This is a genomic window from Salinibacter sp. 10B, from assembly GCF_002954405.1.
GTDB lineage: Bacteria > Bacteroidota > Rhodothermia > Rhodothermales > Salinibacteraceae > Salinibacter.
Genome location: NZ_MQWC01000004.1, coordinates 3286641 through 3300373, shown reverse-complemented (window position 1 = coordinate 3300373; position 13733 = coordinate 3286641). Strand labels below are relative to the sequence as shown.

Below are 13733 nucleotides of genomic sequence, written 5' to 3'. Positions count from 1 at the left end.
GAGCGTGCCCCTCCTCCCAAACTCGGCGATTCTCTCCCCTCGATCGCGGTGTCTCGATTATGCCCGACGATCGCCCCGCTTCCGCTTCGTCGAGTGACCTTCCCGAACCGTCGCCCTCGTCCGCGGCGAGTGACGGATCGTCCTCCGCCAGCGCTTCGTCCTTGGACCGCCTGCGCGACCGGGTGCTCGCCACCGTGTCGCACCATCTCCCCGAATCTGCCGATGGGACCCCGAGCGTAGAGGAACCCCCGAAGCGCACCGGCAGCTACGCCCGCTGGCTGCCCGTGCTTCGCGGACTGCCATGGATTCTCGGGGCCCTCTTCGCTCTGTCCTTCGCGTGGGACTTCCCCGGCGTAACGTTCTCCGTGGCGGGCTACTCGATCACGCTGGAGAACCTGCTGCGCTACACCACCGTCAGCGGCCTCATTGGGTTCGGGACGAACTGGCTGGCCATCACGATGCTCTTCCGCCCCCGCCAGGAGCGGCCCATCGTGGGACAAGGCCTCGTCCCCGCCCAACGCGAACGCGTGGCCTTCCGGCTTGCCCAGGCGGTGAGCGATGAGCTTATCAACAAGCGCATCATCATGGAGAAGATTCGCGAGAGCGGCCTCGCGGCCCAGTATCGCGACGTGCTGGTGGCCATGGCCGGCGACGTGATTACCGACGATGAGGTGCGCCGGGAAACGAAAACGCTCCTCCGCAGCGTGCTCCGCGATGTGCTGTCGAGCCCGGCGGTCCAGGATCGCATTGCAGAGTTTACCGCCGAGCAGATGGAAAAAAACGCGGAGGGGCTTCCGGGCGTGGCCTTCCGCACCTACCGGCTGTTCGGGGAGGAGGACTTTCAAGAGCGACTCCGAGCCGCCACCCGGCGCCTGCCCGAAACCGTCGGCCCCCTTCTCGATGAGTTGGACCCGGTACTCGATCGGCTGCCCGCTCACCTGGAGCGGCACGGGGATACGATTGAAGAGTTGCTCACGCAGGTCATTCTCCGACTCGTGGGCACGCTCGACGTCGAGCGGATCGTGTTCGAGAACGTGCGGGCCTACGACGAGCAACAACTCGAGATGCTGCTCCGCCGAACCACGAACGAGCAACTCAACTACATCAAGTACCTCGGAGCCGTGCTCGGCATCATCGGGGGCCTCATCATCTGGGCCCCCGCCGTGTCGCTCGCTGTGGTCACCACGGTTGGGCTTGTCGTCTACGCCGTCGACGAGGCCCTCTTCCGTTCGGACTCCCCGAGCGACACCACCTGAAGATGCCCGCCCGGAGGAGCGCTATGCCTTCCCATGTCCGCCGCGCGCATGTCCCCACACTTGTTTGGAACACGCTCAACTCTTTATCTTAACGAAAACTCAACTCGTTGTCTCCATTCCATTTCCGCTCATGCCCCATGAGCCCCGATCCGCCTCCGGAGTGTCCAACTGAATGGGGATCCGCAACGGACTCACCTCTCTCTCCGTCCCTTGCTCATACCGTCCTTGAGGTCATCGACACGGCGGTGCTCGTCCTCGACGACGTGGGCCGCATGGAATACCTCAATCCGGCCTGTGAGGATCTTTCTGGATACAAGACCCACGAGTTGCAGGGCGAAATCATCTTTGACGTGCTCATTCCCGAAGACGAGCAAGAGAAAACCCGACGCTACTGGGGAAAGCTTCTGAATGGGGACGCCCCATCGCACCACCAAAACCCATGGATCACCAAAAGTGGAAAGCGCCGCTACCTCACGTGGTCTAATGCGGTGGTAGAAACCGACTCGGGCCTCTCGTATGTCGTGGCAACCGGGACAGACATCTCTCAACGGCGGGAGCTGGAACGGGACGTCGTCCAGGTGAGCGAAACTGAGCGCCAACGCATCGGCCAGGAGCTGCACGACACCCTTGCCTCGGATCTGGTGGCGGCAGCCATGAAGTTGGAAAACCTCCGCGGACACCTTTCAAACCAAAACGTAGACGATCCCGACCTGCATTCGCGTCTCGAAACCATCGAACGTAATGTTCGACAGGCCTCCAAGCGTGCCCGGTCTCTGTCCCACCTTCTGGCCGCCGGTCAGCTTGCCCCCGCGGAGTTGCCGGGCGCCCTCTCTGAACTCGTCAAAACCTACGAAGAGGCCTCGGAGGCAAAATGCCAGCTTCAGTTGCCCGACGAGAAGCTATCGGGGCTTCTCGACGGCCCGGTGGCCGGCCACCTTTACCGCATCGCCCAGGAAGCCGTGCGCAACGCAATTCAGCACGGCCACCCGAACCAGGTGGACGTTCTCATCGATGTGGTGGAGCCCTCCGACGCCCCTTCCGACACTGCCCCTCCCCCATCGGCCCCGAGCACTGCCGACGGACGTCAAATCGTGCTGCAAATTCGCGACGACGGCACCGGCATTCCCGACGCCGTGTCCAATAGTCTATGCTCAGAACACCGTCTGTCCTCCGATCCAGCCGAAAAGGACCTCAACGACGGGATCGGCCTCCACCTGATGACCTATCGTGCAGACCTGATCGACGCAACACTTACGATCGACTCGCCGGACGGCGGCGGCACGATCGTCCGCTGCGCACTTCCCATAAACTGAGGCGTCCTTCGGCCCGTCGGCGAACCCGGTTCGCACTATGATGGGGCCTTCCTGCTCTTCCATTCGCGGCGTGCGTCTCTCCAGCCGGATCTCGAATAGAGGGGGTATCGAGCACGACCGCACTCTCTTCGTTCTGGGATCGGTTCCAAAGTGCTCCTCTTTCTTGATTCGCCCGGAGATGGGGTCGTATCATTGAGTGCTCACAGGAAGAAAAACAACGCCCCGTCCCGCCACCTAGAGCGGGCACACTTCGAGATTCGGTGACCGGAACCGCTTCCATCCCTGGTTGCTGCAAACCCTCGAAGCGCCGGGACACTGTGATCCTCGCCACTGCTCTCCTACTCCATGCCTCTTTCCTTATGACGAAGCGACGTGACTTCCTGAAGGCCCTCGGCCTCGGTGCCCTAGGGGCAACGACCGGCTTCTCCTCTCCTCCCCGGAAATCCAAAACTCCCTCCTCTCCTTCCTCGTTTTCGCGCCCGGAAAACGCCCCCACGAACTGGGTGTGGATGACCCCGGAGCTCGACGTGTCCGCCGACGAATGGAAGCGTCGCTTTGAGCGCCTGCGGAGCCATAACATCGACGCCATCCTGCCACAGATCTACAGCAACAGTGCCGCGTACTACGGCAGCGACTTTCTCCCGGTAGAAGGGGAATGGCTCGAAAAAATTCTTCCCTTGGCGAAAAATGCGGGCCTCGAGGTGCACGGCTGGATGATCTCGATGCCCTGCACGATTCCGGAGATTGTCGAAAATCACAAGGAGTGGTTTGTGGTGAACCGCAATGGGGAATCGGCCGTCGATCATCCGGCCTATGTCGACTACTACAAGTTCACCTGCCCCAACCGTCCCGGCTCGCAAGACTTCATCGAGCGACGGGTGGAGGAGATCTCGTCTATTGACGGACTCGACGGCATCCACTTCGACTACATTCGGTTTCCGGACGTGATCATCGCGGAGGCTCTGCAGCCGAAGTACGGCATTGTACAGAACGAGGAGCTGGCCCCGTACGACTACTGCTACTGCGAGGTCTGCCGGTCCAAGTTCGAAGAAGCACACGGCGTCGATCCGATGGCCCTCGACGACCCGCCCACCCATACGCAGTGGCGGCTCTTCCGGTACGAGAGCATTACGAATCTGGTGAACAACCGCCTCATCCCCATTGCCCGAGAGAACGACAAGGCGGTCTCCGCGGCCACCTTCCCAAACTGGCAGGCCGTGCGGCAGCGCTGGCACCACTGGGACCTCGACTACGTCCACCCGATGCTCTACCACAACTTCTACCATGCGGGCGCCAATTGGGTGCGCAATCAAACACGGGACGGCATTGAGCGCCTGCGCGGACAAGGAAAATCCACGGCGCTGTACAGCGGACTCAACGTGGGCGCCGTAGCCCCGGGCGGCCTCAAGCGTCTCCTCCAAAAGGCCCACGAGGGCGATGCAGCAGGGGTTACCCTCTTTTCTGCCGGCGCCATGAACGACTCGATGTGGTCGGTCTTTGAGGAAACAACGTCCGCGCTACAGTCCGGATGACTCACCCGGCCGGCAGCGTCACGGCGGGCGTGCCGGGGGCTCCGAATGCCTCTTTGTGAACAAATCGGTCGTGGCGTGCAACGCTGGACCTGATTCGCGAGAGTTTTGGGCCTGACGGCTCGGGCTGCCCCCCGGAAGTCTGGGTCGTCCGGGACCGTGACATGACAGCGCGATAGAGCCCTTCCTCTCCAGTTCCCCCTTGTTATGCCTCCCGCTTCCACGGGAATCGTGCGCTGCTGCGCCTTCATTTTCTCCGTCGGATTTCTTTTCGCATGCGGCGGGACCTCCGACGCTCCGGACAGCACCGATGCGTACGTACGTCTCGGCTACGTCCACGATACCGTGGCCGTCACGCCCGAGGAGGCCCGCCAGCTCACGCACATCAACTACGCCTTCGCGAATGTTACGGAGGAGGGTCGGGTGGTACTGGAATCGGAACAGGACTCGGCCAATCTGGCTCAGCTTCGTGCTCTCAAGTCAGTCCATTCGGACCTCAAGATTCTGCTCTCCATCGGCGGCTGGGCGTGGTCGGACTACTTTTCGAACGCCGCCCTCACGGACTCGTCGCGGGTCCGGTTTGCGCGGAGTGCCGTTGCCCTCCTCCGTAAGCATCAGCTCGACGGCCTCGACCTGGACTGGGAATATCCCGGCCAGCAGGGCGAGAACAACGTCTACCGTCCGGAGGACGACTCCAATTTTACTCGCCTGCTGCAGACCGTACGCCGCCACCTCAACAGACAGGGCCGGCGCGACGGCCGGACTGGAGACGACCGGTACCTGCTCACGATTGCTGCCGGGGCCAGCGCCGACTATCTGGCACACACCAATATGGCGGCTGCCCACAAACCGCTCGACTACGTCCACCTCATGACGTACGACTTCCACGGAAGCTGGACGTCCCACACCGGCCATCACGCAAACCTCTACCCGCCCGCGACGCCCGACACAATGCAACTGTCAGCGGCACACACGGTGACTCAGTTCATCAAGGCCGGCGTGCCCGCCCGGAAACTGGTGCTCGGCGTGCCCTTCTACGGACGGGGATGGGCCGGGGTGACCCCGACGAATAAAGGCCTCTACCAGTCCTATGAGGCATCGCGCGGCGGGTATCCTTACGACACGCTTGCCAGTCTCGCCAAACAGGAGGCCTTCGTGCGACGGTGGGATTCCACAGCGCAAGCCCCCACCCTCTGGAACGCCGACTCCTCACTGCTAATCACCTACGAGACCCCGGCCTCCCTGCGCGCCAAAACCCACTTCGTGAAGTCGCGTGGGCTTGCCGGCATCATGTACTGGGAGCATAATTCCGACGACGGCACTCTTCTCCAGACCCTCTATGACCACCTGCACTAACCGACCGATGTCCGTGCCTGCTCGTCTCCTCCCGACTGGTGATTCGGGGAAATCAGCTTGGGGACCGTCTCGCCCATCGGCAGGTGGCGATTGCGTTCGCGCCCTTCCACACCGACTACGTCGTCTATCACGACGATATCGGCGACTCCTCCACAAATGAGCCGGCCACAGGCGGTACGGCCGACGCTGTCCACCTGAGATCCCCCTTCGGCACGGCCGCCCGAATCAGTAACGAGTAATTCAGTGACGAGTAATCATGCTGGAGCGGCCGTACGAGCAGGTCTCTCCCTATTTCTGCCGTCCGTATGCTCAATCGGCCCGTCCCCTTTGACTCTGAGCACGCTGATCCCGTCCCTAATACTGTCGAAGACGCCGTCTTTCTTTCCCTCACCCCCCAAACAACCAATGGTCCGAAGGGCTCTTCTCCTTTTTCTTTTCGTCCTCACCACGCCCCTTCTGGGACACGCCCAGGAGCAATCGTTTTCTCGAATGGATGTGTTCGATCTCGAATGGGTCGAGCGTCCTCGCATCTCCCCAAACGGCAACCACGTGGTGTACGAGCGGCGGGGCATGGACGTCATGGCGGATCGCCGAACGTCTCACCTCTGGATCGTGGACACAGACGGCACGGAGCACGAGAAGCTGACAACACGAGAGGCGAACGAGTCCAGTCCTCGCTGGTCGCCCGATGGGCGTAAAATTGCCTTCACGAGCAGCAGTGCCGAGCACGGCACCGAGATCTACCTGCACTGGGTCGACTCCGGAAAAACGGCCCGGCTGACCCAACTGGAGCACGCCCCGAGTGGGCTCTCCTGGGCGCCGGACGGGGAGCACCTCGCCTTTTCGGCCCACGTGTCGCAGCCAGAACCGAAGCTCGTATCGCCGCCTACGGCCCCGGAAGGTGCCGACTGGGCAGAACCGCCGCGCGTGGAGACGCGCCTGAACCACGAGGCCGACGGCGCGGGCGTCTTGAAGCATGGATTTGACCACTTGTTCGTCGTACCGGTCGAGGGAGGGCGCGCCCGACAGATTACTTCGGGGAATTACCACCACTCCAGCCGTCCCGTCTGGACGCCTGACGGGGAGGCTCTGTTGTTTTCGGCCAACCGGCACGACAATTGGCGACGAGAGCGACGCAACAGCGAGATCTACCGCGTGGCGCTCGACAGTGGCGAGAGTACCGCCCTGACCGATCGCTTCGGTCCCGCTCATACGCCGCGCGTGTCCCCCGACGGAGAAACCATTGCTTACCTCGGCTATCAGGACGAGGTGCAGACCTATCAGGTCACCTCCCTTCGCGTAATGAACCGCGACGGCACCAACCGGCGCACGGTGGAAACGGGCCTAGACCGCTCCATTCAGAGTCTTGCCTGGGACGAGGACGGAGAAGGCCTGTACCTGAAGTACACGGACGAGGGAACAACGAAGCTCGCCCACACCCGCCTACAAGGCAGCGCCACACCAGTCGCCGAAGACATCGGGGGAACGTCGATCGGACGCCCCTACGGCGGAGGTAGCTTTTCGGTGTCCAATGCCGGTCGTCTTGCCTTCAACCAAACCGCTCCGTCTCACCCAGGCGAGCTGGCCATCACGCGCCGGGGGCAGGAGACGCGTCAGGTTACCGACCTGAATGGCGACCTGCTCGACCATCGACGCCTCGGGCAAGTGGAAGAAATCCGATACACGTCCTCAGCGGACGGGCGCGAAATTCATGGCTGGGTCGTGACGCCCCCAAACTTCGACCCCGAACGTACTTATCCGCTCATGGTCGAGATTCATGGGGGGCCAATCAGCAACTACGGCCCCCGCTTTTCCGCCGAGCTTCAGCTATACGCCGCCAACGACTACGTCGTGTTTTACCCCAACGCGCGTGGCAGCACCAGCTACGGCGAGGAGTTCGGCAACCTGCTGTACAACGACTTTTCGGGAGGCGAATATCAGGACATCATCGATGGTGTCGACCGTCTTGTGGAACGAGACTACGTGGCGGCCGACAGCCTTTACGTCACCGGGGGCAGCGCCGGAGGCACCTCCGCCGCCTGGATCGTTGGGAAGACCGACCGGTTTCGAGCCGCGGCCGTCCAAAAGCCTGTCACCAACTGGATCAGCAAAACGCTGGCGGCGGACAACTACTATGGATACCACGACTACCGGTATCCGGGACAACCGTGGGAGAACCCGATGGAATACTGGGAGGTCTCGCCTGTCTCTCTCCTTGGAAGCATCAACACGCCGACAGTCGTCATTGTCGGAGGCGCCGATCTTCGGACGCCCCCCTGGCAGGCGAAACAACTGTACAACGGATTGAAGCTTCGCGACGTTGAGGCGGCCTACGTCGAAATTCCGGGGGCGTCTCACTTCATTGCCCAGCGCCCGAGCCAGCTGATCGCGAAGGTCGACCACGTGCTCGCCTGGTTTGACCGGTATCGGTAGCAGGAACGCGCGAAATGCAGTCCCCGCGGCACATATCGAGACCAGGATCATACCAGGGCTACATGGGAAACTCTCCTGCCTCTCCCCCTTGGGGCTTTCGTTCCGGCTGCCGTTCCCTCTTCTCATCGACCGCTCTCCTTCCTCCTCATGAAAACCCACGAACCGCTGTCCGGCGTCGATGCGGCCTGGCTCCGCATGGACGACCCGACGAATCTGATGACGATTACGGCGGTCCTGGTTCTTGAGGATCCAATAGATGTGGGGACGTTGAAGGAGGTGATTGAGGAGCGCCTACTCGGCTTTACCCGATTTCGCCAGCGCGTGCGCGACCCAGAAGAAAGTCCGCGTTGGGAGATGGATCCGCACTTCGATCTGGACCGTCACGTGCGCCGAGCCGCTCTTCCGGGCGCGGCAGATCAGGAGGAGTTGAAGGCGCGGGTGAGCGACCTGATGAGCGATCCGCTCGACCGCTCGAAGCCGCTCTGGCACATGGAGCTGATCGAGGATTACCTCGGCGGCAGCGCGATTATTGTGCGACTGCACCACTGCATCGGGGACGGCATCGCCCTCGTGCAGGTGCTGCTCTCGCTCACCGACGAGCACTTCGATCCGGCCCGCTTCCCGACCACTGAGCACACGGGCCGCCTTTCGGGATTTGTGGAGGGGGCATGGAAGACCCTCAAAGAAACGGCGACCGTCGGGAGTCGAATTTTGGCAGAGGGGACTGAATCTCTCCTCAATCCCTCCCATGCACTCCACCGCGCCAAGCAGGGAATGAGCCTCGGCGCTGCGTTGTCGAAGTTCGCCTTCTTGGGGACCGACACCGACACCGTCTTTAAGGGCGACCTGCAGGTCGCACAAAAAGCAACGTGGTCCGGCCCGCTCGACCTCACCACCGTGAAACGCATCGGCCACGCGATTGACGCCAAGGTAAACGATGTGCTGCTCGGCGCTGTGGCGGGCGCGCTTCGGCACTACCTGGAGGCCCACGACGAGCCCACAGACGGGGTGGTGATGCGCGCCCTCGTGCCAGTGAACCTCCGCCCTCTGGAGCAAGCCTTTGAGTTGGGAAATCACTTCGGACTCGTCTTCCTCAACCTCCCGGTAGGCACGAAGAACCGGTTGGAGCGCGTAATGGGCGTCAAGAAGCAGATGGATGAAATAAAAGGCTCTGCCGAGGCAGGGGCTGCCTTTGGGATTCTGGAAGCGCTCGGGCACTTCCCGATCGAAGTAGAAGAGCAGGCCGTCCGCTTCTTTGGCAACAAGGCAAGCGCGGTGATGACAAACGTACCGGGTCCGCAGGAGCAACTGCACATCAAAGGCCGCCGTGTGCAAAACGTGATGCCGTGGGTGCCCCGCGCCGGCCACATCGGGCTGGGGGTCAGCATCTTCAGCTACAACGGCGAGGTACGGCTCGGCATTGCCTGCGACGGGCACCTCGTCCCCGACCCCGACACGATCATAGAGGGCTTTGAGCTCGAGTTCGACGAACTCGCCGCCGACCTCTCTCCGGAGGCGTGATCCTCCCTCTCCATTCCAATGGGACGCTCCTCATCGCACGATGACCAGCCCCTCCCACGTCGAACGTGTGAATATCTGCCCGGAAAAGAAGTGGTCGCTCCTCCCCCTGGCGGTGACGTCATGAATCGTTGGAGTCGCTGTCGATCGCATCCGCCAGTTGATCCATCCGCTCGGCGAGGGTGTCGACCTGGTTCCGCAACTCGTTGATGTCGTCGCGGTGCGGAACCCCAATGCGGTGAAGGGCTTCGTTCACTTCTTCCCGCACCCGTGCTTCCACAGCCTCGACCGCCTGCGTCCCCTCGTCCGTCAACTCCTCGACGCGCTTGGCCGTCTGCTCCCGGCGCTTGCGCTGGGCCTGCTCCCAGGACTTTCCCTCTTCAACCAACGCGTCGAACACCTTCGAGCCCGCATCCTCGGCTACGGAGACCACCCCAAGGCCGGCCCACCACAACTCCTGGGCCCGCTGCATCACGCCCGATACGAGCGACAGCGGATCGGGAAGCAGGGACGACCCGGACGATTGTTTGCTCGACGAAGATGTCCGTCGGGTTCGCTTTCCGCGGGTGACGTTGATGCTAGGGGAACCGTTGTCACTCATGATCGGATCGTGTTGCGAATGAAGGGGCAACCGGTTCTTCGAAAGATGATCGGTGGAGGAAGGCTCTTCTGCCTACTCCCCAACCGAGCCTGCCGAACGTATGTGGATATGGGCACTGGATTTCGCTCTCTGCGAACACTCCCAGAGAGATCTCGCTGATGGTATTGCCGGGAGGCCTTCCGCTTCAACACCTCCACATACAATACGACATGCCCAATACGGAAGTTACGCTCCGACCTCACACCTCACGATTCAGTACGACTTCTCAACGTTTGCGGACACCTTGTTCATGCCACGAAAGACGCCCATGTTGGACATAATCCGCATCATGGCGCCTTCGATCTGATAATCCGGCGACGCGAGAGCCTCGGTCGATCCCATCTCGCCCTTGTCCATCTTCACCCACACGTCGTACGGGGCTGTGGCCCGGACCATCACCTCACTCTTGTCCACCTCTTCTTCGCGCATCTGCTCCGAGGGCGCTTCGTCAATCCAGAGATCCACGTCGACGATCTGCCCATCCTCAAACGTGTACGTCGCAGAAACGTCGTCCCCATCGGGCGTATCGAAACACCGCAGCTCGACGGTTTCGGAAAAGGAGCCCGCCTTGTCTTGAAATTCCTCGTCGTTATTGATGGCCTCGACGAAGCGTTCGACGAATTCGGGTGTCCAGTAGCGGGGTGTGTCGTCACTCATGTGCGGAAACGAATAGTTCTATGAAAGGATGTGTTTGTAGTGTAGCCGAGCGGCGGGGAGAGTGGCAAGCGGCCGTTGGGACGAGGCGATAGGCACGTCCTGATCGCGGGAACGCACAATCGCCGTCGTCCTCATGCCTCCGAAGTCGCCATCGTCCCTGGGGTTCCATGGAGAACACAGGCATTTTCTGGCCCAACGCGTTCGTTTGCCCCCGCCTATCTACCCCGTCCGTCGTACCAGCACCAGACCACCGATAATGAGCCCACCCCCAACGACCTGGAAGCCGGTAATGGGCTCACCGAGGATCACGATCCCTGCTACAAGCGCGACCACCGGTACGAGATAATAGTAGACGGCGGTATTCGAGGAGCCAACGCGACGAACGCCCTGATTCCAGAGAACGAACATGAGCCCGACGGCCAGCCCGCCCGAGAACAGGAGCGCCCCCACGGCCCATCCATCCACCGCCCCCCACGTCACGGTCGGCTCGTACACCGCCCCTACGGCCAGGAGGACCGGCAGGGCTCCCAGCACCCCGAAGAAGGTCATGGCAAGGATCGACGCCCGGTCCACGAGCCGTTTTGCAAGCGCCGTGTAGCTGCCCCATAAGATGGCGGCGACGAGCATCATGCCGTTGCCGAAGAGCGTGCCGCCGCCCACGGCCCCGTCGGTTCCCCCAGCCGCAATGACCAGACCCGCCCCGGTGAGCGCCACCAGCAAGCCGCCCCACCCGCCGCGCCCCAGTCGCTCAGTCCCGAGAGCCCAGCCCAACACGGCCGTCCAGAGGGGATTGGTCGCCATGATGAGCGCCGCGTTGCCCGCAGTCGTGTGGTTGAGCCCGACGACGAAGGCGGCCTGGTGTGCCCCAAAGCCCAGAAATCCCAGCGGAATCACGGCCTGCCAGTTGGCCCGAATCGGATCGAACACCGACGTACCAGTCCACCAGCACCGGAGGCCGTACACCGTTCCCAGCACGCCGGCCGACACAACGAAACGCAGCGCGTTGGCCACGTGTGGGTGCATTGCCGCCAGGGCCCACTTCAACACCGAAAAGTCGGTCCCCCATACTAGCACGACGAGGAGGAGCAGGAGATCGGCGGGGGAGAAACGGAACACAGGCGGTGGGAAGCGGAAGAGTAGTGAAGCCGATGCTCAGTCGACTTTTGACAGATGGGGTGATTGTAATCGGATACTGAGCGTCGGAGAGGGACGAGGGGGAATCTGGAGGCCAAACCGTTCTCGCCTCCATGCATCCAGGCGTTTAAGCCATCGACGGCGGCAGTTCGGCTTTTTTCGTGCCGACCTCTTCGTCCGACTTGGCGCCATCCCCCCCCGGCGACGGGAGGTCGTCCGGCACGTCGGGCTTTTTAGTCTCCACGGCGTCCGGATCGGCGGTCTGCTCGGGAAGGGAGGCAGAGGGAATCTGGATGTCCGGCGCGTCGGGCTTGAAGTTGAGCATGACCTCCAGCACGCCCTCCTTCGTCTCCGGCTGCATCAGCTTGTGTCGCAGCGTGGAGGCGTTGCGGAAGCCCTTGAAGTAGCTGCTGTAGTTTTTGCGCATCTCCATCACGCCGGTGCGCTCGCCCAGCCACTCGCACTTGAGCGACAGGTGCTCGGCCACGACCTGCACGCGCTCCTCCCACGAGGGCGGTGGGGGCAGCTCGCCGGTCTCCATGTATTTCTTGGCCCGGTCAAAAATCCAGGGGTTGCCCAGCGCGCCACGGCCCATCATCACGCCATCCACGCCGGTCTCTTCAAACATCGCCTCGATGGCTTCGGGGTCCAGCGCATCGCCGTTGCCGATAAAGGGCATGTCCTGCACGCCCTCCTCCTTGATCTTGCGGAGCCACTCCCAGCGCGCGTCGCCTTTGTACTTCTGCTCGCGGGTGCGGGCGTGCACCGTGAGCGCCGCCACACCCATCTCTTCCAACATCCGCGCCACGTCCACAATGTGGATCGAGTCGTCGTCCCACCCCAGGCGCGTCTTGACGGTAACGGGCCGACTGGCTTCTTCCATCACCGCCGCCGTGATGCGCTTCATTTTGTCGATGTTGCGCAGCACCCCCGCCCCGCCGTCCTTCTGTACAATCTTGCGTACCGGACAGCCAAAATTGATGTCGATCACGTCCGGCCCTGCGGCGTCCACCATCGGCGTGGCGTTCTTCACCTCTTCGATCTCGCCCCCCCACACCTGAATGCCGATGGGCCGCTCCTCGTCGAAAATCTCCAGCTTCTGCTGCTCGTGCTCCTGCTCGCGCAACAGGCCGGCCGAGGAGACGAACTCGGTGTACATCATGTCGGCGCCGTACCGCTTGCAGAGGATGCGAAACGGAGGGTCGCTCACGTCCTCCATCGGCGCGAGGAAAAGCGGCCGATCGTCAAAGTCGAGGTGGCCGATGCGCATCGTCGGTACAGGGAGTGGTGGCTTGGCAATACGAACGTCCTAGAAACGAAGCAGCCGCGGGCAGTGGTTCCGAATTTTCGTGTCGGGTTGGACGTTCAGCGGTTGCTTCCGTGCAAAACACCACGCCCATCCCTCTATCCCTACACTCAACTCTGAGTGCTGTACCAATTCCCAATCCCAAAACGTATCTTTGACTGCCGAGTCCTCTTCCACGGATTCCCATACCTCTATGTCAACCGAACGTCGGTCCTCCCTCTCGTCTCGCCTCCTGCTTCTCCTTGCTCCCCTCACGGTCCTGCTCACCGGCTGCGGCGGCCCGGACCTCATCGACCGCATGACGCGCCCACGATGGGGCTTCTGTGGCACAGCGATCATCGTCCTCGACATCGTGGCCCTCATTGATCTCTTGGGGGATGAGGGTCGAAGTACAATGAACAAGGTGATCTGGGCCCTCCTCATCGTCTTCTTCCCCATAGGCGGCATCATTCTGTACTTCCTGCTTGGACGAGAGTAATCCGCACTCGGGACGCTGCCCCCTTATAAATCTGTGGATGCCGGATTTGAAACAAACGTTCCAGAAAAGACTACCACGGGATAGAACGTACAAATACCTTCTCATGGCCCCAC

12 protein-coding genes are annotated in these 13733 nt (G+C 61.9%); 8 read left to right on the top strand and 4 right to left on the bottom strand.

Going from position 1 to position 13733, the window contains the following annotated elements; genetic code table 11:
* Positions 1-59 precede the first annotated feature (59 nt).
* From BSZ35_RS13420 to BSZ35_RS13390, 7 genes are all read left to right on the top strand, one after another.
* Positions 60-1256, top strand: a complete 1197-nt coding sequence (locus BSZ35_RS13420) for a DUF445 family protein (protein WP_105012925.1) — start codon at positions 60-62, stop codon at positions 1254-1256.
* A gap of 137 nt (positions 1257-1393) precedes the next feature.
* On the top strand, positions 1394-2569 hold the full coding sequence (locus tag BSZ35_RS13415; protein ID WP_105012924.1) for a PAS domain S-box protein: 1176 nt from the start codon (positions 1394-1396) through the stop codon (positions 2567-2569).
* 359 nt (positions 2570-2928) lie between these two features.
* Positions 2929-4101 (top strand): family 10 glycosylhydrolase, encoded by a 1173-nt coding sequence (locus BSZ35_RS13410; RefSeq protein WP_105012923.1) that lies wholly within the window; start codon positions 2929-2931, stop codon positions 4099-4101.
* A gap of 204 nt (positions 4102-4305) precedes the next feature.
* A complete protein-coding gene (locus BSZ35_RS13405) occupies positions 4306-5454 on the top strand; it encodes a glycoside hydrolase family 18 protein (protein WP_105012922.1) in 1149 nt (382 codons plus the stop codon).
* Between the two features lie 38 nt (positions 5455-5492).
* Positions 5493-5693, top strand: coding sequence for a hypothetical protein (locus BSZ35_RS13400; RefSeq protein WP_105012921.1), 201 nt, complete (start codon positions 5493-5495; stop codon positions 5691-5693).
* Positions 5694-5859: 166 nt separating this feature from the next.
* On the top strand, positions 5860-7887 hold the full coding sequence (locus BSZ35_RS13395; RefSeq protein WP_105012920.1) for a S9 family peptidase: 2028 nt from the start codon (positions 5860-5862) through the stop codon (positions 7885-7887).
* Between the two features lie 147 nt (positions 7888-8034).
* Positions 8035-9408: a wax ester/triacylglycerol synthase family O-acyltransferase gene (locus BSZ35_RS13390; RefSeq protein WP_105012919.1), complete on the top strand. Its 1374-nt coding sequence runs from the start codon at positions 8035-8037 to the stop codon at positions 9406-9408.
* A gap of 118 nt (positions 9409-9526) precedes the next feature.
* Here the strand turns inward: BSZ35_RS13390 and BSZ35_RS13385 are convergent, their stop codons facing one another.
* The 4 genes from BSZ35_RS13385 to dusB form a co-directional block, all read right to left on the bottom strand.
* A complete protein-coding gene (locus BSZ35_RS13385; RefSeq protein WP_105012918.1) occupies positions 9527-10006 on the bottom strand; it encodes a phasin family protein in 480 nt (159 codons plus the stop codon).
* Between the two features lie 252 nt (positions 10007-10258).
* Positions 10259-10702 carry an SCP2 sterol-binding domain-containing protein gene (locus tag BSZ35_RS13380; protein WP_105012917.1) on the bottom strand — a complete coding sequence of 148 codons (444 nt, stop codon included), beginning with the start codon at positions 10700-10702 and terminating at the stop codon, positions 10259-10261.
* A gap of 219 nt (positions 10703-10921) precedes the next feature.
* Positions 10922-11818, bottom strand: coding sequence for a DMT family transporter (locus tag BSZ35_RS13375; RefSeq protein ID WP_105012916.1), 897 nt, complete (start codon positions 11816-11818; stop codon positions 10922-10924).
* A gap of 145 nt (positions 11819-11963) precedes the next feature.
* Positions 11964-13106, bottom strand: coding sequence for a tRNA dihydrouridine synthase DusB (dusB, locus tag BSZ35_RS13370; protein ID WP_105012915.1), 1143 nt, complete (start codon positions 13104-13106; stop codon positions 11964-11966).
* Positions 13107-13335: 229 nt separating this feature from the next.
* On the opposite strand from dusB, the gene BSZ35_RS13365 reads away from it, so the two are divergent.
* Positions 13336-13620, top strand: coding sequence for a PLD nuclease N-terminal domain-containing protein (locus BSZ35_RS13365; RefSeq protein WP_105012914.1), 285 nt, complete (start codon positions 13336-13338; stop codon positions 13618-13620).
* The last annotated feature ends 113 nt before the right edge of the window (positions 13621-13733 follow it).